The sequence below is a fragment of the Inquilinus sp. KBS0705 genome (assembly GCA_005938025.2).
GTDB lineage: Bacteria > Bacteroidota > Bacteroidia > Sphingobacteriales > Sphingobacteriaceae > Mucilaginibacter.
Genome location: VCCI02000003.1, coordinates 464,965 through 489,697, shown reverse-complemented (window position 1 = coordinate 489,697; position 24,733 = coordinate 464,965). Strand labels below are relative to the sequence as shown.

28 protein-coding genes are annotated in these 24,733 nt (G+C 43.8%); 15 read left to right on the top strand and 13 right to left on the bottom strand.

Features of this window, described 5'->3' with window-relative positions:
* Positions 1–105: 105 nt before the first annotated feature.
* Positions 106–1,653: a methylmalonyl-CoA mutase gene (locus FFF34_016470; GenBank protein ID TSD64142.1), complete on the bottom strand. Its 1,548-nt coding sequence runs from the start codon at positions 1,651–1,653 to the stop codon at positions 106–108.
* Between the two features lie 5 nt (positions 1,654–1,658).
* On the bottom strand, positions 1,659–2,189 hold the full coding sequence (locus tag FFF34_016465) for a hypothetical protein (GenBank protein TSD64141.1): 531 nt from the start codon (positions 2,187–2,189) through the stop codon (positions 1,659–1,661).
* Between the two features lie 90 nt (positions 2,190–2,279).
* Between FFF34_016465 and FFF34_016460 the strand changes: the two genes are divergently transcribed.
* Positions 2,280–2,633 carry an iron-sulfur cluster assembly accessory protein gene (locus FFF34_016460; protein TSD64140.1) on the top strand — a complete coding sequence of 118 codons (354 nt, stop codon included), beginning with the start codon at positions 2,280–2,282 and terminating at the stop codon, positions 2,631–2,633.
* Positions 2,634–2,666: 33 nt separating this feature from the next.
* On the opposite strand, the gene FFF34_016455 is transcribed toward FFF34_016460, so the two are convergent.
* Entirely contained in the window at positions 2,667–3,560 is an 894-nt protein-coding gene (locus FFF34_016455) for a TlpA family protein disulfide reductase (protein TSD64139.1), read from the bottom strand.
* A gap of 137 nt (positions 3,561–3,697) precedes the next feature.
* On the opposite strand from FFF34_016455, the gene FFF34_016450 reads away from it, so the two are divergent.
* Positions 3,698–4,936, top strand: coding sequence for an FtsX-like permease family protein (locus FFF34_016450; GenBank protein ID TSD64138.1), 1,239 nt, complete (start codon positions 3,698–3,700; stop codon positions 4,934–4,936).
* A gap of 327 nt (positions 4,937–5,263) precedes the next feature.
* Here FFF34_016450 and FFF34_016445 read toward each other — a convergent pair whose 3' ends face one another.
* The 5 genes from FFF34_016445 to FFF34_016425 are packed head-to-tail and all read right to left on the bottom strand — an operon-like array spanning position 5,264 to position 10,446.
* Positions 5,264–6,007 carry a capsular biosynthesis protein gene (locus FFF34_016445; GenBank protein TSD64137.1) on the bottom strand — a complete coding sequence of 248 codons (744 nt, stop codon included), beginning with the start codon at positions 6,005–6,007 and terminating at the stop codon, positions 5,264–5,266.
* Between the two features lie 2 nt (positions 6,008–6,009).
* Positions 6,010–7,062: a dTDP-glucose 4,6-dehydratase gene (gene rfbB, locus FFF34_016440; GenBank protein ID TSD64136.1), complete on the bottom strand. Its 1,053-nt coding sequence runs from the start codon at positions 7,060–7,062 to the stop codon at positions 6,010–6,012.
* A 13-nt stretch (positions 7,063–7,075) separates the two neighbouring features.
* Positions 7,076–8,095: a UDP-glucose 4-epimerase GalE gene (galE, locus tag FFF34_016435; GenBank protein ID TSD64135.1), complete on the bottom strand. Its 1,020-nt coding sequence runs from the start codon at positions 8,093–8,095 to the stop codon at positions 7,076–7,078.
* A gap of 51 nt (positions 8,096–8,146) precedes the next feature.
* Positions 8,147–9,136: an SDR family oxidoreductase gene (locus FFF34_016430; GenBank protein ID TSD64134.1), complete on the bottom strand. Its 990-nt coding sequence runs from the start codon at positions 9,134–9,136 to the stop codon at positions 8,147–8,149.
* Positions 9,136–10,446 (bottom strand): UDP-glucose/GDP-mannose dehydrogenase family protein, encoded by a 1,311-nt coding sequence (locus tag FFF34_016425; GenBank protein ID TSD64133.1) that lies wholly within the window; start codon positions 10,444–10,446, stop codon positions 9,136–9,138. The genes FFF34_016430 and FFF34_016425 overlap by 1 nt, the downstream gene beginning before the upstream one ends.
* Positions 10,447–10,512: 66 nt before the next feature.
* Between FFF34_016425 and FFF34_016420 the strand changes: the two genes are divergently transcribed.
* The 10 genes from FFF34_016420 to FFF34_016375 all read left to right on the top strand — a co-directional run bounded on the left by FFF34_016420 (position 10,513) and on the right by FFF34_016375 (position 19,035).
* A complete protein-coding gene (locus FFF34_016420) occupies positions 10,513–11,739 on the top strand; it encodes a 3-deoxy-D-manno-octulosonic acid transferase (GenBank protein ID TSD64132.1) in 1,227 nt (408 codons plus the stop codon).
* A 247-nt stretch (positions 11,740–11,986) separates the two neighbouring features.
* Positions 11,987–12,805: an alpha/beta hydrolase gene (locus tag FFF34_016415; protein ID TSD64131.1), complete on the top strand. Its 819-nt coding sequence runs from the start codon at positions 11,987–11,989 to the stop codon at positions 12,803–12,805.
* Positions 12,802–13,425, top strand: coding sequence for a glycerol acyltransferase (locus FFF34_016410; protein TSD64130.1), 624 nt, complete (start codon positions 12,802–12,804; stop codon positions 13,423–13,425). The genes FFF34_016415 and FFF34_016410 overlap by 4 nt, the downstream gene beginning before the upstream one ends.
* Positions 13,426–13,427: 2 nt before the next feature.
* Positions 13,428–14,051, top strand: a complete 624-nt coding sequence (locus tag FFF34_016405) for a glycerol acyltransferase (GenBank protein TSD64129.1) — start codon at positions 13,428–13,430, stop codon at positions 14,049–14,051.
* Complete coding sequence (locus FFF34_016400) at positions 14,048–15,142, top strand: glycosyltransferase (protein ID TSD64128.1); 1,095 nt, start codon at positions 14,048–14,050, stop codon at positions 15,140–15,142. Before FFF34_016405 ends, FFF34_016400 begins: the two co-directional genes overlap by 4 nt.
* Positions 15,115–15,774: a carotenoid biosynthesis protein gene (locus FFF34_016395; protein ID TSD64127.1), complete on the top strand. Its 660-nt coding sequence runs from the start codon at positions 15,115–15,117 to the stop codon at positions 15,772–15,774. The genes FFF34_016400 and FFF34_016395 overlap by 28 nt, the downstream gene beginning before the upstream one ends.
* A gap of 60 nt (positions 15,775–15,834) precedes the next feature.
* A complete protein-coding gene (locus tag FFF34_016390; GenBank protein TSD64126.1) occupies positions 15,835–16,686 on the top strand; it encodes a 4-hydroxy-3-methylbut-2-enyl diphosphate reductase in 852 nt (283 codons plus the stop codon).
* Positions 16,687–16,689: 3 nt separating this feature from the next.
* Positions 16,690–17,193 (top strand): WG repeat-containing protein, encoded by a 504-nt coding sequence (locus FFF34_016385; protein TSD64125.1) that lies wholly within the window; start codon positions 16,690–16,692, stop codon positions 17,191–17,193.
* Positions 17,194–17,312: 119 nt separating this feature from the next.
* On the top strand, positions 17,313–17,927 hold the full coding sequence (locus tag FFF34_016380; GenBank protein ID TSD64193.1) for a fatty acid desaturase: 615 nt from the start codon (positions 17,313–17,315) through the stop codon (positions 17,925–17,927).
* An 88-nt stretch (positions 17,928–18,015) separates the two neighbouring features.
* A complete protein-coding gene (locus FFF34_016375; GenBank protein ID TSD64124.1) occupies positions 18,016–19,035 on the top strand; it encodes a ferrochelatase in 1,020 nt (339 codons plus the stop codon).
* 30 nt (positions 19,036–19,065) lie between these two features.
* Here the strand turns inward: FFF34_016375 and maf are convergent, their stop codons facing one another.
* From maf to FFF34_016350, 5 genes are all read right to left on the bottom strand, one after another.
* Positions 19,066–19,626, bottom strand: coding sequence for a septum formation protein Maf (gene maf, locus FFF34_016370; protein TSD64192.1), 561 nt, complete (start codon positions 19,624–19,626; stop codon positions 19,066–19,068).
* A gap of 48 nt (positions 19,627–19,674) precedes the next feature.
* Positions 19,675–20,196 carry a 3-deoxy-D-manno-octulosonate 8-phosphate phosphatase gene (locus FFF34_016365; protein ID TSD64123.1) on the bottom strand — a complete coding sequence of 174 codons (522 nt, stop codon included), beginning with the start codon at positions 20,194–20,196 and terminating at the stop codon, positions 19,675–19,677.
* Between the two features lie 72 nt (positions 20,197–20,268).
* Entirely contained in the window at positions 20,269–20,511 is a 243-nt protein-coding gene (gene iscX / locus FFF34_016360; protein TSD64122.1) for a Fe-S cluster assembly protein IscX, read from the bottom strand.
* Positions 20,512–20,602: 91 nt separating this feature from the next.
* Positions 20,603–20,935, bottom strand: a complete 333-nt coding sequence (locus tag FFF34_016355; GenBank protein ID TSD64121.1) for a 2Fe-2S iron-sulfur cluster binding domain-containing protein — start codon at positions 20,933–20,935, stop codon at positions 20,603–20,605.
* Between the two features lie 19 nt (positions 20,936–20,954).
* Complete coding sequence (locus FFF34_016350; protein TSD64120.1) at positions 20,955–21,737, bottom strand: DUF2520 domain-containing protein; 783 nt, start codon at positions 21,735–21,737, stop codon at positions 20,955–20,957.
* An 82-nt stretch (positions 21,738–21,819) separates the two neighbouring features.
* Between FFF34_016350 and FFF34_016345 the strand changes: the two genes are divergently transcribed.
* The 3 genes from FFF34_016345 to FFF34_016335 all read left to right on the top strand — a co-directional run bounded on the left by FFF34_016345 (position 21,820) and on the right by FFF34_016335 (position 24,730).
* Entirely contained in the window at positions 21,820–22,740 is a 921-nt protein-coding gene (locus FFF34_016345; GenBank protein ID TSD64119.1) for an alpha/beta hydrolase, read from the top strand.
* 35 nt (positions 22,741–22,775) lie between these two features.
* The gene (locus FFF34_016340; protein ID TSD64118.1) at positions 22,776–23,111 is read left to right on the top strand and encodes a YbjQ family protein; all 336 of its coding nucleotides are present in this window, start codon (positions 22,776–22,778) and stop codon (positions 23,109–23,111) included.
* 248 nt (positions 23,112–23,359) lie between these two features.
* Entirely contained in the window at positions 23,360–24,730 is a 1,371-nt protein-coding gene (locus tag FFF34_016335) for a dipeptidase (GenBank protein ID TSD64117.1), read from the top strand.
* The last annotated feature ends 3 nt before the right edge of the window (positions 24,731–24,733 follow it).

Here is a 24,733-nt window from a genome sequence, read left to right as displayed (position 1 = left end):
TCGTAGGGCATTTTTAAAAGTTTAAACAATAATTTTGTTGTTTTTAAGCACTAAAAACCACCTCGTTATTGCTTAAAATAAATAACTATTAAGACAATAATTTTATCAATACTCTCCAAAAACTTTCCGCAGCGTATCTGCAATTTCACCAAGTGTTGCATAACATTCAACTGCCGTTAAAATAAGCGGCATCAGGTTGTCCGTTCCACGGGCTGCAGCCTCTAAATTTTGCAGCGCCAGGTCCACCTCAGCATCGTTTCTTTCAATTTTTAAACGCTGAATTTGTTGTATTTGTTTCTTTCTGATAGAATCATCAACCCTAAAAACGCTATCTGCCACTGCCTCAGGCTGAATAAATTTATTCACCCCAACCAACACCCGTTCGCCGCTTTCAATGTCGTTTTGGTACTGGTAAGCCGCGTCGGCTATCTGCTGCTGCATGTAATCCTGCTCTATAGCTTTAACAGATCCACCCATGGCATCTATCTTATCTATATATACCTGCGCGGCTGTTTCCAGCTCGTTGGTTAAGGCCTCAATAAAGTACGAGCCTGCCAGCGGGTCAACCGTATCGGTAGCTCCGCTTTCAAACGCGATGATCTGCTGCGTGCGCAGGGCTATTTTGGCGGCTGCTTCTGTGGGTAATGACAAGGCTTCGTCGTAACCATTGGTATGTAACGATTGCGTGCCGCCCAGTACTGCGGCTAATGCCTGCATGCTCACCCTTACAATATTGTTCATGGGTTGCTGCGCGGTAAGGGTTGAGCCGCCCGTTTGAGTATGAAAACGCAATTTTTGCGCCCCTGCATCGGTAGCGCCAAGCTCTTTGGTAATATGCGCCCACATGCGCCTTGCCGCCCTGAATTTGGCTATCTCCTCGAAAAAGTTGTTATGGCAATTAAAAAAGAACGATAGCCTTTTTGCAAATATGTTTATATCAAGGCCCTTATCAAGCGCTGCTTTTAAATACGTTTTGCCATTGGCCAGCGTAAAGGCCAGCTCCTGCACAGCGGTTGAGCCGGCTTCGCGAATGTGATAGCCCGATATGGATATTGTATTCCATTTAGGCACCTCTTTGCTGCAATACTCAAAAATATCGGTTATAAGGCGCATAGAGGGCTCTGGCGGGTATATATAGGTGCCCCTTGCCGCATACTCCTTTAATATATCGTTTTGTATGGTACCGCTTATCTGTTTTAAATCGGCACCTTGTTTTTTTGCTAACGCGATGTACATGGCCAGTAATATGGCCGCGGTGGCATTAATGGTCATGCTGGTAGTGATGTCTTTTAGCTGTATGCCATCAAACAATACCTCCATATCTTTTAACGAATCTATCGCTACGCCTACCTTGCCTACTTCACCTTCAGATAGTTCGTGGTCGCTATCATACCCTATTTGGGTGGGCAGGTCAAACGCTACAGATAAGCCCATGGTGCCCTGGCTTAGTAAATAGTGGTAACGTTTGTTACTTTCTTCGGCGGTAGAAAAACCGGCATACTGGCGCATGGTCCAGGGTTTGCCGCGGTACATATCCTTTTGAATGCCCCGGGTGTACGGGTATTCGCCCGGCAATTCATTCATGCCCGATGGTTGGGTATAAACCTCTTTAACCTCGATGCCCGAACTGGTAGTAAATTTCTTTTCGGCCATAATAGTTAAAATAAATCTTCCAGGTCCTTACGTATCATATCGGTGGCAATTTGGTAGGGGTTATCCTCCAGCTTGGCCATGTGGTTTAATATAATTTTGCCCAGGTCAAGCCCCGTAGCATTCTCGGGCAGGGCTTTTATCGAGTTGGTTATTACGCTTAAGGTATCTTCCTTTACCCTTTGCACAACTGCCCAGGCGCGGCTGCTTACATATATTTGCTGTGTTACATTATGCTGGTACTCGTTGCGTAGCTCGGTCACCATTAAACTATACAGCTCGGTCGCGCTATAGCCGTTACCATTAAGGCGTATAAGCATATTGGCGGGGTTTATACGTTCGGTAAATAATACCAGGCGCTCGTAGGCTTGCAGCTTTAAAGGCAACGTTTGGTTACTGATGGCTTTTTTAAACTCCAGCAGTTGCAGGTTTTGGGCTTTATCAAGGTATGGCCTAAATAAATAAAAGGCTATATATACTACGCCGATACCGGCAATGGTGTATTTTAGTATATCTAAAAGGATGCTGTAAAGTACCATTATAATAATGTTAGGCAGGGGTCATAAATAATTGGGCCGCAACAAAAATCCGCATTTTACCTTATATTTGTATAGTTAATTAAAAATAAGATGAGCGCTACTGTTGAAACCCTTGTTGCACCTGTTACTTTTACACCGGGTGCCGTTAAAGAACTTTTTAAATTAAAAGACCAGCAAGAACTGAGCGATGATTTTGGCCTGCGCGTAGGCGTTGAAGGCGGTGGCTGCTCGGGCATGAACTACGTTTTAGGCTTCGACCAGATAAAAGATGGCGACCAGGTTTATGATATTGATGGCATTAAAGTTTATATGCACAAAGCGCATGGCTTATACCTTGCCGGTATGCAGATAGATTTTCAGGACGGATTAAACGCCCGTGGTTTTACCTTTAATAACCCTAATGCTGCCAGTACATGCGGTTGCGGTACTTCATTTTCGGTATAATACTTTTTAGATAGATATTTAAAAGGCCCCTTTTTAAGGGGCCTTTTTTAATTTCAAGCTATTTTGCTGCACTGTTTCCGCAATGGCTTTATCAACCCAATCAACAGTATTTAAGCCAAAGCCATTGGTATGAAACTTCACTTTACCTTCTTTATCAATCACCACATTGGTAGGGTAGCTATTTATTTTAAATAAACCTGCATATTGCTTGCCGTCGGCCACTAATTGGTAATTAAAGGTATTGCTTTTTAAAAATTCTTTAATTTCGGTTTCATGATCAAGGGCAATACCTAAAAATATCACGTTGGGATTACCCGCATATTTTGCTACCAATTTATTTAATTCGGGAATCTCGTTACGGCAGGGTACGCAACCTACAAACCAAAAGTTTAAAACAACAATTTTATTTTTCCAATTGGCTTTGCCTATTTTTTTGCCATAAATATCTGTAACAGCAAAAGGGTTAATATCCTTACCGGTTGTAAAAAATGGACTTTCGGCAGGTTTGCCAATACGGCTTTTAAAGGCTGTCAGCTCCTGTTCGGTGTAGGGTGTTAATATATAGCCAGAATTTGGATCGCGCCCGACTGGTTGTAAGTGATACCTGCTGCTTAAAATTTTATCGTGCCATTCATTAAATGGTACGGACTTGCCCACTAAGTCTTTTACAATAGTATGCTCATCAAACACCCGGTTGATATGCATGGGCTTGGCGGCTGTTATGATATAATTGGTATCGCTTGCAGAATATTTTGCCCGCATATTATAATTGCCCGCAAGGATTATAGCAGTCCAAGTTTTATAATCCAACACTTTCCCTGTCGAGTCTTTTACTACCGATCTTTCATTTAAGTAATTGGGTATTTGCTGCGCTTTAACTACACAGGCAATGCTGACTATTAGTATTATCAGGAATAGCTTTTTCATTTCTTAAGGTGATGTATTACCTTAAATTAGTAATTGTTTTTTTTGAAGCAAAATATTAATTAATTATCCGCTATAAACCTGTAACAAACTACCCCTCCTCATAGTCATACGCTACGAAAGTTTTTTATATTTATGGCATGGCGGTAAAAACAAGCTACAGAGAAAATATTGCAATAGCCCTGCAATCCATCGCGGGTAACAGGTTGCGTACATCGCTTACAGCATTAATTATTGCCATAGGTATTATGGCCCTTGTAGGTATATTAACTGCCATCGAGGGTATAAAACAGTTCACTAACGATGCTTTTGCCGGCCTGGGCGCCAACTCTTTCACTATTCAAAACCGCGGTTCGGGCATTAGCTTCGGCAATGGGGGGCACCGTAAAATGTACCCCGAAATTAGCTACCAGGAGGCCGAACGCTTTCAAAAAACCTTTAAATTACCGGTACGCGTCAGTATCGATCTTACCGTATCGGGCACCGCAATTGCCAAATACGAAAGCATAAAAACCAACCCCAACATACGTGTAATTGGCAGTAACGATAACTACCTGACCATGAAGGGGCATAAACTTTCTTTCGGTCGTAACTTTTCAACTTCCGAGCTGGAGCATGGGGCAAACGTGGTAATTATAGGCGACGAATTAAAGCAAAAGCTATTTAAAAACGACGACCCGGTTAACAAATCCATACTACTTGGGGCAAGCAAGTTCCGTGTTATTGGGGTAATTGCGCCAAAAGGCAGTAACTCTTTTGGTGGCGACAAATTCTGCATTATACCCATTGGTAAAGCAAGGCAGTTAGCCGCATCAAACAAACCTTCGTTCGCGGTTACGGTGATGGTAAACGGCCCGGGGGCTTTAGATGCAAGTGTAGGCGAAGCGACATCCCTGTTCAGAAACGTGCGTGGTTTACGCCTGGGGCAGGAAGACAATTTCGAGATATTCCGTGCGGATTCTATTCAGCAGGAGCTATCAGGGCAGTTAAATGGTATTACTGCGGCTGGCTTTGCCGTAGGCATTATCACACTTATAGGGGCTGCCATAGGTCTAATGAACATTATGCTGGTATCGGTAACTGAGCGTACCCGCGAAATTGGCTTACGCAAGGCGATAGGTGCCACACCATCAGTTATACGCAAGCAGTTTTTGATAGAGGCCATTGTAATATGCCTTATGGGCGGTATTGGCGGTATTATACTGGGTATGGCTGCCGGTAACCTTATAGCGGTACAAATTAGCGGCAGCTTTGTAGTGCCATGGTTTTGGCTAATGTGCGCTATTGGCTTATGTACTTTTATAGGCCTGTCATCAGGTTTTTACCCTGCCAAAAAAGCGGCCAAACTCGACCCTGTTGAGGCATTGAGATACGAGTAGTTTCAGATTTCAGATGTGCAGATTTCAGATGTGCAAATGATGGAACCGCACCAAAATCTTATTAATTCCGGAAGCTTGTCTTGTTGAATGCGGATTTTAGCTAAAAAGCGCCTTTGCAGCATGTATGGCGCATTTACATTCCAGTGTTGGCTATAAATTATTCCACTTTTTTGTTGGTGTAGCGCGAATTATTCCATTTTTTTCGTTTTGTTTCGCTACCCCGCACTTCCTAATATAACATTTTAATTGCAATAAAACAAGGCACTGTTTTGGTAAATTACAAATCCATCATCTGCACATCTGCACATCCGCATATCTGCACATCTACTAAAGCATCACGTTTTTAAGGGGGTAGTTAAACAGCAGGGTTTCCAGGTAGGGCATGCTTAAGGCATCCTGCAATGCCTGGGCATGGCGGGGGTGGTGCATATCGCTCGATATAAAATCTACCATTTGGTTATCTACCAGGTCCTCGGCCATTTTTTTGCTGGTTTTGCCATAATACCCGGTTAACGATATAGTATTCAGTTGCAGGTTACAGCCATACGAGCGTATGGTTTTCAGCTGATCTAAATTCATGTAGTTATAACGCTCGGGGTGGGCCAGTATGGGTTTGTAGCCCATGCTCCTCATTTTTTGTATAACCTTTACAGCGTTGGGTGGCGGGGTGATGAACGAAAACTCGAACAACACATAATTATCGCCCATGGTTAACACCTTGCGGTCATCAACGCGTTTTTCAAAGGTCTCGTCAAAGTAATGCTCGGCTGCTGCCGAAATATCAATATCAATTTGCTGGTTTTGCAGTTCCTGCTTTAAAATGGCAAGGGCATTGTTGATAGATTCGGCATCGTTCCGGTAATAATCTACCATAATATGTGGTGTGGCGATAATTTTCTTTATCCCCAGTTCCATCATTTTTTTGATCAGAACAATTGATTCTTCTGGAGTTTGCGCGCCATCGTCAATTCCGGGCAACACATGCGAATGCATGTCCGTAACAATCGAACTATAATTAAAATCAGGTGCTTCTCTTACTTCCGCTTTCTTCTTCTTAAATAATCCAAACATCCTTATCGGTTATTATATTGCTCCATGTAGTATTCCTGATAATGGCCCGATGTTACGTCGTTTAACCATTCCTCGTTATTCAGGTACCAGTCTACAGTTTTTTCTAACCCTACTTCAAAAGTAATAGACGGTTCCCAGCCAAGCTCATTCTTCAGTTTGGTAGCATCAATTGCATAACGCAAGTCGTGCCCGGCCCTGTCTGTTACATATGTGATCAGTTTGGCCGATTCACCCGCTTCCCGGCCCAATTTTTTATCCAATATACTGCACAACAGGTTAATCAGGTCAATGTTCTTCCACTCGTTGTGGCCGCCAATATTATAGGTAGTGCCGGTAGCCGCTTTATGAAATATCACATCAATGGCCCTGGCATGGTCCTCAACCCAAAGCCAGTCGCGTATGTTCTCGCCTTTGCCATAAACTGGTACAGGCTTTAATTGTTTTATATTATGTATGGCAAGGGGTATCAGCTTCTCGGGGAAGTGGTACGAGCCATAATTGTTTGAGCAGTTAGATATTACGGTATCAATACCGTAAGTATCGTGGTAGGCCCTTACAAAGTGATCTGAGCTTGCCTTTGATGCCGAGTAGGGCGAGTGCGGGTCGTAAGCGGTTTCTTCGGTGAACATATCCGTATCGCCTAATGTGCCGTAAACCTCATCGGTTGATACATGGTAAAAGCGTTTGCTGTTGTAATTACCCTTCCAAATGTTTTTTGCAGCATTAAGCAGGTTAACTGTACCTACTACGTTGGTCATCACAAACTCCAGCGGGTTGGTGATAGAACGGTCAACATGCGATTCGGCTGCCAAATGTATCACCGCATCCGGCTGCTCGGTTTCAAACAAATTATTTATAAACTCCAGGTCAACTATATCACCTTTTACAAAGCGGTAATTGGGCAGGTGTTCAATATCCTTTAAATTAGCCAGGTTGCCCGCATAGGTTAATTTATCCAGATTGATGATTTGGTAATTGGGGTAAGTAGTTACAAAACGCCTTACCACGTGCGAACCTATGAAGCCGGCCCCGCCGGTAATTATTATTTTTTTCATGCTGATATCCGTATTACAACGGGTTTTCCATTAAATATTTTTCCCAGGCCCATGCAGATGCCATCATGGCATCCAGGTCCAGTTCTGTTTTCCATTTTAATACCTGGGTGGATTTTGTCACATCTCCCCAAACTTGTTCTACATCGCCGCTACGGGCAGGCCCTATCTGGTAGTTTAGCTTAATACCTGTTACCTGCTCAAAAGCCTTTATTACTTCTAAAACCGACGAACCTTTACCCGTCCCCAGGTTAAATACATCATAACCCTGGTAGCTATCGTTTTCCATTAGCTTAAGGGCGGCAACGTGTGCCCTGGCCAAATCAACTACGTGTATATAGTCGCGAATGCAACTTCCGTCTGGTGTATTATAGGTATCGCCAAAAACGGTCAGCTTTTCGCGCTTGCCTGCCGCGGTTTGGGTAATAAAGGGTACCAGGTTTTGTGGCACGCCTATTGGCAATTCGCCAATTAAAGCGGTTTGGTGCGCGCCAACCGGGTTAAAATAACGCAACGATGCTACTTTATATTTGGTGCCGGCGGCAACCATGTCTTTCAATATCTCTTCGGCTATTTGCTTGGTGTTGCCATACGGCGATTCGGCAGGCTGTACGGGTGCATCCTCCGTTACCGGTAATTTAGCAGGTTGGCCATAAACGGTACAGCTTGATGAAAATACAAAGTTCAACTGTTTGCCATTGTATGCATTCAGCACATTTAGCAACGAATAAAAGTTGTTGCGATAGTATTTTAAAGGCAAGGCTACCGATTCGCCCACGGCCTTAAAGGCGGCAAAATGAATGATACCGGCAACATCGGGCTGGCTTGCGGCAAAATCAAAAACAGCCTTTTCGTCGCTCAGGTCCAACTGGGTAAAAGCGGGCTTATAGCCTATTATACGGGCAAGCTGGTCTAATATTTTAATGCTGGAGTTTGACAGGTCATCAACAATTATGGGCTCATACCCTGCATTAACCAGTTCTACAACTGTATGCGAGCCAATGAAGCCTAAACCACCTGTAACTAATATTTTCATAGATGCTATTTAACAAGTAAAGCTTAACCAAAGTTAAGCCTTACAATTTTATTATTTATTAAAGGTAGCAAAGTCTTTATGCTCAACCTTTTCAATAACTTCCTGCGGGAGTGATTTGAAGTACTCATACGTAATTTTTAACCCTTCCTGCCTTGATACTTTTGGTTCCCAACCCAAAAGTTCCCTTGCTTTGGTAATATCGGGTTGGCGTTGCTTAGGGTCATCAACCGGCAGGTCTTTATAAACCATTTTTTGGTTGGTGCCTGTTAGCTTAATTATTTCCTCGCCAAATTCTTTTATGGTGATCTCGCTTGGGTTACCAATATTTACCGGGTAAGCGTAATCGCTAAACAACAAGCGGTAAATACCTTCTATCAGGTCGCTTACGTAACAAAAAGAGCGGGTTTGCGAACCATCTCCAAATACGGTCAGATCCTCGCCCCTTATAGCCTGGCCAATAAAGGCAGGTAACACACGGCCATCATTTAGGCGCATGCGCGGGCCATAAGTATTAAATATACGTACGATGCGGGTTTCTAAACCATGAAACGTATGATAAGCCATGGTGATAGATTCCTGGAAACGCTTGGCTTCGTCATATACACCACGCGGACCAACAGTGTTAACGTTACCCCAATATTCTTCGGGTTGCGGGTTAACGGTTGGGTCGCCATAAATTTCGGATGTTGAGGCAATAAGCATACGCGCGTTTTTTGCACGGGCCAAACCTAACAGGTTGTGTGTACCTAAACTACCTACCTTTAAGGTTTGGATAGGTATTTTCAAATAATCTATAGGGCTGGCTGGCGATGCAAAGTGCAATATATAATTCAGCTCGCCGGGCACATGCACAAACGTAGATACATCGTGGTTATAAAACTCAAAGTTTTCCAGTTTAAACAAGTGTTCAATATTGCGCAGGTCGCCTGTTATCAGGTTGTCCATGGCAATTACATGAAAATCTTCGGCTACGAACCTGTCGCATAAATGCGAGCCCAAAAAGCCGGCGGCGCCGGTAATTAATATGCGTTTACGTGCCATTAGCTTATTACTTTTCTACCTATGCTGTTATAATAAAAACCACAGTCAATCATTTTTTGCAGGTCGTAAAGGTTACGGCCATCAAAAATAACTTTGGCTTTTAAATTATCAGCCAGTCTGTCAAAATCAGGGGTACGGAATAACGACCACTCTGTAACTATCAATAAGGCGTCTGCACCTTCGGTAATGCTATATGGGTCTTCGCCGTAAGTAATTTTGTCGCCTATCAGGGCTTTAACGTTTTTCATTCCTTCCGGGTCAAAAACCTTAACGGTAGCGCCTTCTTTTAACAATTCATCTATTATATACAACGCCGGTGCTTCGCGTATATCGTCGGTCTCCGGTTTAAAGGCCAGGCCCCACATGGCAAATGTTTTGCCTTTAAGGTCACCTTTGTAATATTTGCGCAGTTTTTCAACCAGTACTTTTTTCTGTATCTCGTTAACATCCATAACCGAGTTAAGGATCTTAAAGTCGTATTTATTCTCTTCGGCCGATTTTGCCAAAGCCTGCACATCCTTAGGGAAACAGCTACCACCATAACCAATACCCGAAAACAGGAAGCGGTTACCAATGCGGTTATCGGCACCAATACCACGGCGCACCATATCAACATCGGCACCAACCAATTCGCAAAGGTTAGCTACCTCGTTCATGAATGATATTTTAGTAGCCAGGAAAGAGTTGGCAGCGTATTTTGTTAATTCAGACGAACGCTCGTCCATAAATATCACCGGGTTACCCTGGCGTACGTATGGTCCATATAGCTCCGCCATTAATTTGCGGGCACGTTCGTCGGTAGTACCTACAACTACACGGTCGGGTTTCATAAAGTCTTCAACAGCTACACCTTCGCGTAAAAACTCGGGGTTTGATACCACCGCGCACTCTACATTGGTGTTTGCTTTTATAACCGCGGTAACCTTATCGGCAGTGCCAACCGGCACGGTAGATTTGGTTACGATAACTTTATAGTCGGTAATTAATTTGGCAATATCCTTAGCGGCACCCAATACATAACTAAGATCGGCCGAGCCATCACCACCCGGAGGGGTTGGTAACGCCAGGAAAATAATTTTAGCGTCAGCTATCGCTTCGGCAAGGTTGCTGGTAAACAATAACCGCTTTTGGCTAATGTTACGGTGGAAAAGTAATTCTAACCCAGGCTCGTAAATAGGCAGCTTGCCTTCCTGCATCATTTTTACCTTTTGCTCGTTAATATCAACACAAGTAACTTCGTTACCGGTCTCTGCTAAACATGTGCCTGTTACTAAGCCTACATAACCTGTTCCTACGACAGCTATTTTCATAATTTTATTTTTGGGTTAATATATTACTTTTATGCCCGACGAAGATAATAATTCATAATCGAAAAAATGCTGTTACTATACAACTTCGGAATCTCTGTATACTACAATCTGCTCTATTTTGTTGCCACGTTTAACAATAAGGCAAAACTATGGGTAAGCGGGCGCAAAAATCAGCATGTAAATCACTTAAAATCAAGCATTTGGTTTCATTTCGCTTCTTTGGGCGAGTTTGAACAGGGCCGCCCCGTGCTCGAAAAAATGAGGCTTTTATACCCCGAACATCCTATTGTTGTTACCTTTTTTTCTCCATCAGGATATGAGATACGCAAAAACACCCCTTTAGCAAACGCGGTTTATTATTTACCCCTTGATACCGCCCGTAACGCCGGTGAGTTTATTAGCGCTATAAGGCCCGTAATGGCCATTTTTACCAAATACGAATACTGGTACCATTATTTTAACGAGCTGCATAAACAACATATACCCCTGTATATGATATCGACCATTTTTAGGCCCAACCAGGTGTTTTTTAAATGGTATGGCGGCCTGCATCGTAAAATGCTTAAAATGGTAACCTGGCTTTTTGTGCAGGATATCGCCTCGAAACACCTGTTACACTATAACGGCATAACCAATGTAACCATTAGCGGCGATACCCGATTTGACAGGGTGTGGGCCAATGCCTTGCAGCCTAAACAGCTGCCCGAAATTGAAACATTCCGCAATGGGCACCCATTGTTTATAGCCGGCAGCACCTGGCCCGCCGACGAAAAGCTATTGGCCGCCCTTATTAAACTGCATCCCGAATGGAAATTTATTATTGCCCCGCACGAAATTGGCGAGGACAAATTAAACAACCTGATAGGGTTATTACCGGCTGGTTCGGCAATTCGTTATTCGCAACTGCCAGCTGCCAACCACCAACTGCAAACTTTAATTATTGACAATATAGGCATGCTATCGTCGCTTTACCAGTACGCCAATATAGCTTACATAGGCGGGGGCTTTGGCGCGGGCATACATAACACCCTGGAGGCTGCCGCTTTTGGCTTACCGGTGCTGTTTGGCCCTAATTACCACAAATTTAAAGAGGCCCACGACCTTATAAGCCTTAAAGCCGGGTTTAGCATTACCAGTGCCGACGAGCTTAAAATAACCGCTACCAACCTAATGAGCGACGAAGCCTATCGAAAATCGGCAGGTGCGCTGGCATATAATTATGTGCTAAAAAACGTAGGAGCAACTGAGACGATCGTGAGGTATATAAGAGAGAAGCATCCGCAGGAAGTCTGAACCGCTGATTTTTTGTGATTATAGGATAGCGTTGATTTTTTTACCGCGCCTTTGTTTGAACCTTGATTTGCTGTAGAGGTGCGATACTTCGCACCTTTATTGTCTGAACCTTGATTTGCTTGATTGGAGGATTAAAGGATTTTGCATATCGCGACCGTTACAGAGGAGACGCGAAGTATCGCGCTCTACGGGGTGAAATAATAGTTCGCCGCAAAATCCAACCATTTATTTATTAATATTGCCACCAATGGGTTTTTTAAATATACCGGCATTAGGCAAAGCGCATTACCACGAATACGGCACAGGCAGCAAACCTATGCTGGCTTTTCATGGATATGGGATGACGGGCAGGCAATTCCATGTATTGGAGAGATCGATATTGCAACAATACCATGTTTACGGCTTTGATCATTTTTTTCATGGCCAGAGCACGTTGAATGGCTGGTCCGAAAAGCAAATAATAGCCGGCATGCCCAAAACTATGGTTAAAGCCTATGTAGAGGAATGGTTTAAAATTTACGGCAGGCAGCGCTTTAGCGTAATGGGCTATTCGATAGGTGCCAACCTGGCGCTGATACTGGTTGAGGAGTACGCCGACCTGATAGATGAGGTTATACTAATGGCACCCGATGGTTTGTCGGTTTACAAGGGCTTTGATATTTTGCTGAATAAACACTGGGGTAAATACCTGTTCAGGCGGGTATGTAAAAGTAAATGGCTAGCGCCTGCATTGCTCAAAAACCTAAAAAAAATCGGTTTTATAGACCAAAGCCTTTTTAACATAGCCTATAACGAAATTGATACCGAACAAAAGCGGCAGGATGTTTATTATACCCTAAACCTTATCCGCTTGTTAAAACCCGATACCCAAAAAATAGCCGCGCTTATTAATCAGCATAACATAAAAACACAGCTAATTTTTGGCAAACAAGATAATTTGTTCCCTAAAAAGGCAGCAGAACCATTTATCGGCACCTTAAAAAATGCCGATGTACACGAACTGCCTTTGGGCCATTGGCTGGTGATAAAGGAATTGGATGAGTATTTAGTAAATTTACCGCAATGATACCCGCCCGCAGAATTAGCTTATTTAGCAACTGGTTTGCCATATACATGCGTTACCGCATGCGTAAAGCCTTTAACCAGCTGGTAGTAATGCCCTTTACACCCAAGCCCGGCCACTCGGTATTGCTGCTTAGCAACCATTTTAGCTGGTGGGATGGCCTGTGGGGTAATTACCTGGCCTATTGGCACCTTAACCGCAAACTATATATTATGATGCAGGAAGACCACCTGCAAAAGCGCATGCTGCTTAACCTGTTTGGCGGCTTTTCTATCAATCGCAGCTCGCGCGAGATGATCAAATCGTTGCAATATGCTGCCGGCTTGCTTAACAACCCCGAAAACCTGGTGGTGGTTTTCCCGCAGGGCGAACTGATATCCAACCACACTACCGAAATTAAGGTTGAAAAAGGTATAGAGCGCCTGATAAAAAACATAAAAGGCCCATGCCAGATAGTATATAACTGCGCCCTTATAGATTATTTTGAGAGCCTAAAGCCATCGGTATACTTCCATTTATTTGATTGCGGCCTGGCAGGCGAGGTAAGCTTTGAGGAACTGACAGAAAAAATAAACACCTTTCATCAACAGGCCCTGGCAGCCCAGGTAAACGTGGCGCATTAAGTATGTTATACCCAAAAACAAACCCCTTTATGCGCTGGATTTTTAAAACCTATGTTAAAAGGCTGGTAGGCGGTTATTTCAACGAGTTTATTTATAATGATATAGCGGTTGATAAAAATAAGTCGGTGCTATTAATAGCCAACCACTTTAGTTTCTGGGACGGTCTCATCCTGTTTTACCTGAACGATAAGCTGCTAAAAAAGAATTTCCATGTAATGATATTGCAGGAAACGGCACAAAAAACAGGCATGTTACGCTATGGCGGGGCTTTTTCGGTAAATAAAAACTCAAGGGATGTACTGTTGTCCTTAGATTACGCTGCCGGATTATTAAAGAACCCCGGTAACCTGGTGCTGATGTTTCCGCAGGGTAAGCTGTTTTCTAACTTTGTGAGCCACATACATTTTGAGCAAGGCATATTAAAACTGGTACAAAAGGCAAGGGGAAGTTTTCAAATGGTATTTGCGGCAAGTTTTGTACAGTTCTTCAAACATAAAAAGCCATCGGCAACCGTTTACTTAAAGGTGGCAGATGATACGGCTAATACCCTTGATGAATTGCAAAAAAATTATCAGCAACATTATGATGCCTGCAAACTATTACAAACCGAAATTGATATAGCGTGATAATTGCCCTATTAGTAACCTTTATATTTTTAATACTGCGCTTTACGGTTACGCTGTTCAACTTTTTGTCGAACCCTAAACTGCCACGCATCAGCCGCTACTATCACGATAAGGTGTCTATCCTTATCCCTGCCCGTAACGAGGCCGAAAACATCATCGCCCTGCTACAGTCTATCCACGCGCAGGATTATAAAGAATACGAGGTTATTATTTTAGACGATGGCTCTACTGATGATACCTACGCCTTATGCGAAGCATTTGCAGCAGAACACCCAAAATTTAAAGTGATAAAGGGCCAACCCCTGCCTGAGGGCTGGCTGGGTAAAAATTTTGCCTGCTACCAATTGGCCGGGCAGGCAACAGGCAAATACTACCTGTTTTTAGATGCCGACGAAAAAGTGAGTAACGGGCTTTTAAATAGTGCCGTACACCGCATGTATTTGCGCAGCCTAAGCTTGTTAAGCCTGTTTACCAACCAGGATATGCGCAGCCCCGGCGAAAACATAGTAGTGCCGCTAATGCATTATATACTATTAAACCTGTTACCGCTACGCATGGTTTTTTTATCAAAAAGCGTATCGTTTTCGGCGGCGAGCGGGCAGTTTATGCTTTTTAGGGCGGATGATTATAACGAGTACCAATGGCACCAGCTGGTAAAAAACAAAGTAGTAGAGGATGTAGAAATAATGAAATTGGTAAAAACATCGGCCCTAAACGGCGAGGCTTTACTGGCCAACGGTATGATAAGCTGCCGTATGTATACCGGCTTTAACCAGGCAATAAACGGTTTCGGGAAAAACTTTTTGGCGGCTTTCAATTACAACGTAGTAGGTTTTTTGGTTTACTTAACCCTAATTATTGGCGGCCCTGCTATTGTAGTTATGACCTTAAACCTTAATTTTATAGCGATGATGATAGGGTTGATCATCCTTACCCGTATAATGATATCGCTATCGGCGGGGCAAAGCGCGTGGCAAAACGTACTTTTACACCCTTTACAAATGCTTAGCCTTTTGCTCATCGGCATTACATCAATACAAAAACACCTTACAAAAACCACTGAATGGAAAGGCCGCAAAATATCAATATAACACCCCGTACGGCCATTATTGTTATTATATTATTTCACTTTGTAGGTTTGGTGGGTCTATCGGTACCTACAAGTAGGCCATTATTTTTACAATTGGTACCCTGGCACCTGTTGCTAATGTTGCTGGTGCTGCTAACCGCCCATACGGGGTTTATTAAGCAATCCGGCATTTTTTTGCTCATCATGTTTGTAGCAGGCTTTGCTGCCGAGTGGGTAGGTGTGCATCAACACTGGCTTTTTGGCAACTACACCTACGGGCAAACCTTGGGCTTAAAACTGTTGGATATTCCCCTCACCATTGGTATCAACTGGTTTATGCTGGTATATGCCGCGGGGGTAACCATGCAGCGCAGCAGGCTAAAAAGCACCTTTTTCAGGGTAATTACCGGCGCCTTACTATTGGTGGTGCTTGATGTTTTGATAGAGCCGGTAGCCATACGGTTCAACTATTGGGCCTGGGCGGGTAACAGCATCCCTATAAAAAATTATGTATGCTGGTTTTTTGTAGGCGCAGCATTACTATACGTTTTTGAGCTGTTTAAATTTAAAAAGCAAAGCATTGCCGCGCCGGTATTGCTGATAACGCAATTTGTGTTTTTTGTGCTGTTGAATTTGGTGACGGCCCTTACTTAAATAATAGCTCATCCCTTTTCTCTTTCAGCTTAAATAGTTATTGCCTACTTTTGTAGCGCCATGGGTGATCATCATTTACAAGTTACTATCGACCAGGATTCGGGCTTTTGCTTTGGAGTGGTTTATGCTATTGACATGGCCGAGGAAATACTGGCCGAAGATGGCTACCTGTACTGCCTTGGCGATATTGTACATAACGACGAGGAGGTAGAACGCCTTAAGGCACAGGGCCTTCGGATTATTGAACATAGCGACCTTAGTAACCTGCATAACGAAAAGGTGCTGATACGCGCGCATGGCGAAGCACCCGAAACTTACAGGATAGCCTTAGAGAATAACATTACGCTTATTGATGCATCGTGCCCGGTAGTTTTAAAGCTGCAAAACCGCATTAAAACATCGTACGACAGCCAGGAGAAGATACTGATATTTGGCAAGCACGGCCATGCCGAAGTAGTGGGCCTGCAAGGGCAAACTAATGGCGACGCGCTGGTTTTTCAGGATATTGCCGAACTGGATAACGCCGATTTGCCCGCCAGCTTTACGCTATATAGCCAAACCACCAAAAGCATGGAAAAATTTTACCACGTAAAGGATGAATTACTGGCACGCGGCTACGAAGTAAAAGCTAACGATACTATTTGCCGCCAGGTATCAAACCGCGATAAGGATCTGCCCGCGTTTGTAGCCAATTTTAACAAAATAGTGTTTGTATCGGGCAAAAAATCATCAAACGGCAAGGTGCTTTTTGAGGTATGCCGCAAGCACAACCCCGACACGTACTTTGTATCATCATTAGATGAATTGGATGTAACTATGTTTGCCCCTAACGATAAGGTAGGCATTGCCGGTGCAACCTCAACCCCTATGTGGCTAATGCAGCAGGTAAAAGGTAAACTGGAATCGTTTTAACAAATGAAGTGGGCACTCCTTTCAATAGTGTTGTTTTTTAGTGCGTGCCAAGCAAACAATAGTTATCTATTATTAGTAAATGATACCATCACTAATAAATATGGCTATATCAACACCCAAAACGATACTATAATCCCAATGGGGAAATACGTGTATTGTTATACCGATACCTTTAAGCATTATGCTATAGTTTCTAAAGCTAAAATGGGTTTAGTTGGTATTGACAGAAATGAAAGGGTACTTTATAAAGTATTTATATACGATAACGGGCCTGATTATGTCGCCGATGGATATTTTAGGATCTTAGATAGCAATAATAACATGGGCTATGCCGATACAACCGGTAAAATAGTTATCAAGCCCCAGTTTGGCTGCGAATTGCCATTTGAAAAAGGTAGTGCACAGGTAAGTAAAGAGTGTAAAGTAGTTAACGATGACCCTGAACATTGGCACTGGGAAAGCGATAATTGGTTTTATATTGATAAGTTAGGTAAACGCGTTAAATAAAGGAACAGATTTTGTTTAACCAGTTCAAACAAATCCATTTGCAAAAAGCACCATCGTACACCGGGTTATTTATTGCCCTGCTGGTAATTGGCAGCTGGGTAACCTGTACGCTGTTGTTAATGAAATGGCAGGTAAACTTTAGCAACCCGCTTTTATACCTGTTTATTTTGGTGCAAATGCATTTGTACACCGGCTTGTTTATTACCGCGCATGATGCCATGCACGGTACCGTAGCGCCTAACAAAACGGCAAATAACCTGATTGGCTACCTTTGTACTTTTTTATATGCTTCGTTTTGGTACGGGCAGCTGTATACCAAACATCACAAACACCATAACCATGTACATACCGACGATGACCCCGATTACCATAACGGTGGTTTTTTTAGCTGGTATGTAAGGTTTATACGTAACTACCTGTCTATATGGCAAATTGTGGTAATGGCGGTGTTGTTTAATGTATTTAAGCTATTGGTACCGCAGGCCAATCTGCTATTGTTTTGGGTGGTGCCATCGCTGTTAAGCACACTGCAGTTGTTTTACTTTGGCACCTACCTGCCTCATAAAGGCGAGCACGATAATAAGCACCAATCGCGCAGTTTACGGCGCAACCATTTAATGGCTTTTTTTAGCTGCTATTTTTTTGGTTACCACTACGAACACCACGATTCGCCCTGGCTGCCCTGGTGGAAACTATGGACAGCCCCCCTGCCCCCTAAATTCAACGCCAAATAGGCCCATCGTATTGGTATCATTAATTTGCAATAATAGCAGGGCCATCAGCGGGTTAGGGTGTTTTTTATTACATTTGCAGCCATAAATTATGGCAAAAAAGGGAGTTTTACTTGTAAATTTAGGCACACCAGATAGTGCCAGCACAGCCGATGTACGCAAATATTTAGACGAGTTTTTAATGGACCCAAGGGTTATTGATGTTAACCCTGTACTGCGTACCTTTTTGGTAAAAACCATTATTGTACCCTTTAGGGCGCCAAAATCGGCTAAACTTTACCGCGCCATTTGGGATGATAAAACTGGCTCGCCATTAAAACACTACAGCATATTGCAACAGCAGCTACTACAGCAGCGCCTTGGCGATGACTATATGGTTGAGCTGGCCATGCGCTACCAAAGCCCATCAATAGCAACCGCTTTAGATAGGTTAAAAGAGGCGCTGGTAAGCGAGATACAAGTTATCCCCATGTTTCCGCAGTATGCGTCGGCAAGTACCGGATCTGTACAGGAGAAGGTAATGAGCATTGTAAAAGAATGGCAAACCATCCCCGATATCTCGTTCCTTAACTCGTTTCATGATAACGAGCTGATGATTGAGACCTTTGCCGATAATGCTGCAAAATACCAACCCGAAACATACGACCACATACTATTCAGCTTTCACGGCTTGCCGCAGCGCCAGCTAAAAAAGTGCGATCATACGCACAACTATTGCCTTAAGGTTGATGGCTGCTGCAATACTTTAAACGATACCAATAAGCTTTGTTATTCGGCGCAATCTCACGACACGGCACGCCTTATTGCCGCCAAAATGGGCTTGCCAAAAGAAAAGTATACCGTTTGCTTTCAATCGCGCCTCGGCAGCGACCCTTGGGTGCAGCCTTATACCAGCGAAATAATAGCGAAAATGGCCAAAGAAGGTAAAAAACGACTGTTGGTATTTTGCCCCGCTTTTGTCGCCGATTGCCTTGAAACCGTTTACGAAGTTACCACCGAATATGGCGATGAATTTAAAGCCTTAGGCGGCGAGCATGTACAACTGGTAGAAAGCCTTAACGACTCGCCAAAATGGATAGACGCGCTGGAAAAAATGGTATTGGAAAATTAAAGGTCTATTAACCGCGTTATTTTAGTAAGCCTACTTCAACAACATCAGTTGCTGATACACTTTCTCGGTAGGTAAACCCACTACGTTGGTGTATGAGCCATTAATACGCTCGATGCCTATTAAACCAATGCGCTGCTGGATGCCATAGGATCCGGCTTTATCCATAGGGCTATATTCCTCAACATAGCTCCGTATTTCTTGCTCTGTAAGCTTGCGGAAGAATACTTCAGATCTATCAAAAAACTTATTGTATTGACCCTTGTACAGTATGCAAACACCGGTATACACCTCGTGCATTTTGCCCGATAGTCTGTGCAGCATTTCGATGGCATGCTCCGGAGAATCGGGTTTGCCTAATATTAGTCCGTCAATAGCTACGATGGTATCGGCAGTAAGCACTACCTCGTCATCAGCAATATCCTCATCAAATGCTTCGGCCTTTTTTTGGGCGATGTATAATGCAATTTCGGCGGGCGACAAGCCATCAGGATATGATTCATCCACCTCTTTCAGCACCACCCTAAAATCAATATCCATTAAAGTAAGCAACTCTTGCCTGCGTGGAGATTTTGATGCGAGAATGAGTTTGATATTTTTCAAAAGACTATAGACTTTAAACTTTCGACTTAAGACTTTAAACTACCATGTATACGCCTGGTCGTTCATCCATTTGCCCTGTACCTTCATTACCTTTTCGATAATATCGCGTACACAGCCCTTGCCGCCTGCAAATGGCGATACGTAGGCGCTGATGGCCTTAATTTCTTCGGCGGCATCAGCAGGGCAAACCGGCAGGCCAACCATTTTCATTACAGCCAGATCGGGGATATCATCGGCCATGTACAATATCTCCGAAGGGTGCACGCTTTTTTCTTCGATGTACAGCTTAAACCGTTCAGATTTGGTATGTGCGCCAAGGTATACATCGTTTATACCCAGGCTATTTAAACGGAACAACGCGCTTTTTGACCGGCTGCCCGATATAGCCGCTACATTATAGCCGCTTTTAACAGCCAGTTGCAGCGCGTAGCTATCCTTAATATTAAAAGCACGGCTTTGCACCCCGGTTTCGGTCACGTATATCGAGCCATCGGTTAGCACACCGTCCACATCAAACATTAATGTGGTTATATCTTTAAGCTTTGTTAAAAAGGATTCCATTTTTTTGATTACACCGATTATTATTTGATTACACCGATTGCTGCAAACTGCAAACCACCAACTGCAAACTGCCTATTGGTTATCTCTCCACTCGTAAACCCAGGCGCTTTGTATCTGCTCCAGGTGGCCTTCGTTAGATTGCTCGCGGGTACCGGCAAAGTGCGGTAACGATAGCACCCACTCCAACAGTTCGGTAAAGCGTATACGATAGATCTTTGATTCATCAAAATCATCGCCAAACTTTTCGTAAAGGCCCATCGCTATATCCTCGTAATCATTCCAGTGAATGGGAAGCTCAAATTTATCGTCTGTCATTTTTATATGTTATACGTGCTACGTTTTAGGTAATACGTTATTCTGTCTATATTTTCCACGTAAAACGTACAACGTCCTACGTACTATCTTTTTAGTGCCCCATAAAATCCGACTGGTCGGGAAGGGTTACCTCAATATCGCCGTCAATTATTACACATTGGCAGCCCAGGCGCGAGTTGATGCGCGGGTTTACAGCCCTGTCAATAAAATCCTCCTCCTTGTCAGATATCTCCTGGATGTTATCCATCCCCTTATTAACGTATATATGGCAGGTGCTGCAGCCGCATACGCCGCCGCAATTGTGCTGTAACTCTATGCCGTTTTCCAGGCAAACATCTAAAACAGACTCCCCCTCGGCAATTGGCAGCACAACGGTATCGTGGTCCTGTTCCTCAAAGTTTATCGTTACTTTAAAAATATTCATTTTGGCAAAAGTAACAAAATTACTTATCCCCGTTAGCAGTGTTGTTGTTTTTGATAATATCCTGACTTAATAATGTGTAAAGCTGTTGCAGTTCGGGCTTGCCGTTAAGCATTTGTAAATGAGCCGCCATAGTTTGCTCATCATTGCGTACAGCAGGGCCGGTTTGCACAGTAGCGGGCGCTTGCTGCTTTATTTTATCGGCGGTTTCGGCTATCAGCGGGCGCAGCATATCAAAGCCCATATCGCTTTGGGCCAAAAGTTGTTGCGCTATGGTGTACATATGGTTGGTAAAGTTGCAGGCAAACACGGCTGCCAAATGCAGCACCTTACGCTGCGCGGAGTTTACCCGGTAAACATTATTGCTTATGGTGCGCGCCAGTTCTTCCAGTTGCAGGGTAATGGTTTCGTCGGCACCCTCTATGCATAGGGGCACTTCTCTAAAATTCAGTTCCTTGGTTTTACTAAAGGTTTGCAAAGGGTAAAATACACCCGCTTTATCGGTAAAGGCCAGTATATGATCTAAGCCTGCCGCGCCCGAGGTATGCACTGTCAGTTTATCGTATTTTAACAATTTGGGCACTATTGCACCAATGGCATCATCCTTTATAGCGATGATAAAGACATCGGTATCGACCGAAATGTTTTCAAGATCATCTACGGCTTCGGCACCTACATGGTACGCCAACAGGGCTGCGTTTTGCATATTACGGCTATACACCTGTACTATACGATGGCCCACGTTTTTAAATGCTGCCGATAGATGTGTAGCTACATTGCCCGAACCGATAATAGTGATACGCATATTGGGAATAAACTTAAGGCAGCTAAATTAAATAATTCTGCTACTTTTATTACTCCAAACCATAAACCATTATACTCAACAAATGAGAACTTTTAAACGCCTGTTGGTAACACTGCTTGTGTTATTGATTTTTGCTGCGGCTGTGCTTGCCGTATTTTATTTCCATTTTGATAAAGAACAAAAAGAAATAACCGAAGAAACGCGAAAAACCACCCCGGGTAGTTATATTGAGCTATCGCATGGTTTTACCCACTACGAACTGGATGGGCAGGATAGCGGCAAGGTAGTGGTACTGATACATGGTTTTAGCGTACCCTACCATATATGGGATGGCACTTACGAATATTTATTAGAGCATGGCTTTAGGGTGTTACGGTATGACCAATACGGCCGCGGCTACTCCGACAGGCCAAACGTAGTTTACAATAGGCAACTATACTACGACCAGCTAAAAGAGCTTATTACTAAATTGCACCTAAAACAACCCGTAAGCCTGGTGGGTATATCTTTTGGTGGCAAACTGGCTGCCGATTTTACCGGCGTTTACCCCGGCATGGTTAATAAAGTAGTACTGATAGACCCCGCTTATCCCGATATGAAACCCAAATACCCCGCGGTGGTTACCAATTACCATGAAACTGTTTTTGCCGACGACCGCGCAAACGGCCAGCTAAGCGATTTTAAATACCCCGACCGCCAACCAACCTGGGTTGAAAAGTATTTGCCTCAAATGAGTTATAAAGGCTTTAGGCATGCGCTGGTATCTACCATGTATAATTATGATTTAAAGAGCAGGCCAAGCTATACCCAGCTAAACAGCCAGCATAAGCAGGTACTATTAATATGGGGTAAAGAAGATAAAACCGTACCCTTTAACTACAGCGACTCGGTACGGAGTGTGCTAAAGACTGAGTTTTTGCCGGTAGATAACGCAGGCCACCTACCCTACCTGGACCAGCCGGATATAGTTAACCCTGCTTTGGTAACATTTTTGAACAACTAGTATCTAAATACATATCTATCAAAAAACAAAACATTATGGACACTTCACTCATCACCACCGGCGTAGGTTTAGACGGTTATAAAGTTGTTAAACATTTAGGCGTTGTGCGTGGCATCACCGTTCGCAGCCGTAGCGTTGTGGGCAATTTTGCCGGGGGCATACAATCGCTTTTTGGCGGCAGGCTATCTGTTTACGTAGAGCTTTGCGAAAACGCCCGCGAAGAAGCTTATCACCTGCTGATACAACATGCCCAGGCAATGGGTGCCAACGCTATTATAGGTATGCGCTACGATGCCAATGAGGTAATGCAGGGCATCACCGAGGTACTGGCCTATGGCACCGCTGTTGTGGTAGAGAAAGTGGCGGAGTAAGCAACTGTCATGCAGATCTTGTCGAAGCATTGGCGGTAGCGCATAGTTTACGAGTCGACTCACCTCCTGCCCCCTCTCTGCTTCGCAAAGAGGGGGTTTTATTGCATTTTCGTCTTCACCCTCTTTCCGCTCGCGGAGAGAGGGTCGACGAGCGTAGCTACGTCGGGGTGAGTCAAAACGCACGCAGGTAACTTGCTCCCTCCCTCCATTTCCCCAAAACTCCTATATTTGCCACAAATACATTTACCATGCAAGTAATAAAGCAATATATAGAATCCAATAAACAACGCCTGCTCGACGAGTTATTTGAACTGCTGCGTTTCCCATCTGTTAGTGCCGACCCAAAGTACAAGGCTGATGTTTTAAACGCTGCCAGTTACGTAGCTAAAAAACTTGCTGATGCCGGTGCCGATAAGGTAGAAGTTTGCCAAACGGCAGGCTACCCTATTGTGTATGGCGAAAAAATAATTGACCCTGCTTTACCTACTGTATTAACTTACGGCCACTACGATGTGCAGCCCGCCGACCCGCTTGAGCTTTGGAAAACCCCGCCATTTGAACCAACCATTCGCGATGGTAAAATATATGCCCGTGGTGCTTGCGACGATAAGGGCCAGTTTTATATGCATGTAAAGGCCTTTGAGCTAATGATGCAAACCAATACCCTGCCTTGCAATATTAAGTTTATGATAGAGGGCGAGGAAGAAGTAGGATCAAACAACTTGGGTATATTTGTAAAAGCCAACAAAGAACGCCTTAAGGCTGATGTAGTGCTGATATCTGATACATCGATGATCAGCATGGAAAACCCATCGCTGGAAACGGGCCTGCGTGGTTTGTCCTACTTAGAAGTAGAAGTTACCGGCCCTAACCGCGACCTGCATTCCGGCGTTTACGGCGGTGCAGTAGCTAACCCAGCTACCATACTGGCTAAAATGATAGCGTCGTTGCATGACGAGGATAACCATATTACCATCCCCGGTTTTTATGACGATGTGCAGGAACTGACCGAAACTGAGCGTGCTGAACTGAATGCCGCGCCGTACGATGAAGAAGAATACAAAACCGACCTGGATATAGCCGAGGTTTGGGGCGAGAAAGGCTACACCACCTTTGAGCGCACCGGTACCCGCCCTACTTTAGAAGTAAACGGCATTTGGGGCGGCTACATTGGTGAGGGGGCTAAAACCGTTTTGCCATCAAAAGCCAATGCCAAAATATCTATGCGCTTGGTGCCCAACCAAACATCCGAAAAAATAACCCAACTGTTTACAGACCATTTCTTGAAAATAGCACCCAAATACGTTAAGGTAAAGGTAACACCGCACCACGGCGGCGAGCCGGTGGTAACCCCTACCGATAGCATTGCCTACCGTGCGGCCCAACAAGCCATTGCCGAGGCATTTGGCAAGCAACCTATACCTACCCGTGGCGGCGGCAGCATACCTATTGTAGCGCTATTTGAAGCTGAATTAGGTTTAAAAACCGTACTTATGGGCTTCGGCCTGGATAGCGATGCCCTGCACTCGCCAAATGAGAAATACGATATATTTAATTACTATAAAGGGATTGAGACTATACCCTTATTTCATAAATATTTTGCGGAGTTGAGCAAGTAATTG

What these genes read in the sequence shown, in the direction of transcription:
- FFF34_016470 (TSD64142.1), bottom strand. Translation starts at nt 1,653, where the DNA reads ATGGCCGAAAAGAAATTTACTACCAGTTCGGGCATCGAGGTTAAAGAG.
- FFF34_016465 (TSD64141.1), bottom strand. Translation starts at nt 2,189, where the DNA reads ATGGTACTTTACAGCATCCTTTTAGATATACTAAAATACACCATTGCC.
- FFF34_016460 (TSD64140.1), top strand. Translation starts at nt 2,280, where the DNA reads ATGAGCGCTACTGTTGAAACCCTTGTTGCACCTGTTACTTTTACACCG.
- FFF34_016455 (TSD64139.1), bottom strand. Translation starts at nt 3,560, where the DNA reads ATGAAAAAGCTATTCCTGATAATACTAATAGTCAGCATTGCCTGTGTA.
- FFF34_016450 (TSD64138.1), top strand. Translation starts at nt 3,698, where the DNA reads ATGGCGGTAAAAACAAGCTACAGAGAAAATATTGCAATAGCCCTGCAA.
- FFF34_016445 (TSD64137.1), bottom strand. Translation starts at nt 6,007, where the DNA reads ATGTTTGGATTATTTAAGAAGAAGAAAGCGGAAGTAAGAGAAGCACCT.
- rfbB (TSD64136.1), bottom strand. Translation starts at nt 7,062, where the DNA reads ATGAAAAAAATAATAATTACCGGCGGGGCCGGCTTCATAGGTTCGCAC.
- galE (TSD64135.1), bottom strand. Translation starts at nt 8,095, where the DNA reads ATGAAAATATTAGTTACAGGTGGTTTAGGCTTCATTGGCTCGCATACA.
- FFF34_016430 (TSD64134.1), bottom strand. Translation starts at nt 9,136, where the DNA reads ATGGCACGTAAACGCATATTAATTACCGGCGCCGCCGGCTTTTTGGGC.
- FFF34_016425 (TSD64133.1), bottom strand. Translation starts at nt 10,446, where the DNA reads ATGAAAATAGCTGTCGTAGGAACAGGTTATGTAGGCTTAGTAACAGGC.
- FFF34_016420 (TSD64132.1), top strand. Translation starts at nt 10,513, where the DNA reads ATGCTGTTACTATACAACTTCGGAATCTCTGTATACTACAATCTGCTC.
- FFF34_016415 (TSD64131.1), top strand. Translation starts at nt 11,987, where the DNA reads ATGGGTTTTTTAAATATACCGGCATTAGGCAAAGCGCATTACCACGAA.
- FFF34_016410 (TSD64130.1), top strand. Translation starts at nt 12,802, where the DNA reads ATGATACCCGCCCGCAGAATTAGCTTATTTAGCAACTGGTTTGCCATA.
- FFF34_016405 (TSD64129.1), top strand. Translation starts at nt 13,428, where the DNA reads ATGTTATACCCAAAAACAAACCCCTTTATGCGCTGGATTTTTAAAACC.
- FFF34_016395 (TSD64127.1), top strand. Translation starts at nt 15,115, where the DNA reads ATGGAAAGGCCGCAAAATATCAATATAACACCCCGTACGGCCATTATT.
- FFF34_016390 (TSD64126.1), top strand. Translation starts at nt 15,835, where the DNA reads ATGGGTGATCATCATTTACAAGTTACTATCGACCAGGATTCGGGCTTT.
- FFF34_016385 (TSD64125.1), top strand. Translation starts at nt 16,690, where the DNA reads ATGAAGTGGGCACTCCTTTCAATAGTGTTGTTTTTTAGTGCGTGCCAA.
- FFF34_016380 (TSD64193.1), top strand. Translation starts at nt 17,313, where the DNA reads ATGAAATGGCAGGTAAACTTTAGCAACCCGCTTTTATACCTGTTTATT.
- FFF34_016375 (TSD64124.1), top strand. Translation starts at nt 18,016, where the DNA reads ATGGCAAAAAAGGGAGTTTTACTTGTAAATTTAGGCACACCAGATAGT.
- FFF34_016365 (TSD64123.1), bottom strand. Translation starts at nt 20,196, where the DNA reads ATGGAATCCTTTTTAACAAAGCTTAAAGATATAACCACATTAATGTTT.
- iscX (TSD64122.1), bottom strand. Translation starts at nt 20,511, where the DNA reads ATGACAGACGATAAATTTGAGCTTCCCATTCACTGGAATGATTACGAG.
- FFF34_016355 (TSD64121.1), bottom strand. Translation starts at nt 20,935, where the DNA reads ATGAATATTTTTAAAGTAACGATAAACTTTGAGGAACAGGACCACGAT.
- FFF34_016350 (TSD64120.1), bottom strand. Translation starts at nt 21,737, where the DNA reads ATGCGTATCACTATTATCGGTTCGGGCAATGTAGCTACACATCTATCG.
- FFF34_016345 (TSD64119.1), top strand. Translation starts at nt 21,820, where the DNA reads ATGAGAACTTTTAAACGCCTGTTGGTAACACTGCTTGTGTTATTGATT.
- FFF34_016340 (TSD64118.1), top strand. Translation starts at nt 22,776, where the DNA reads ATGGACACTTCACTCATCACCACCGGCGTAGGTTTAGACGGTTATAAA.
- FFF34_016335 (TSD64117.1), top strand. Translation starts at nt 23,360, where the DNA reads ATGCAAGTAATAAAGCAATATATAGAATCCAATAAACAACGCCTGCTC.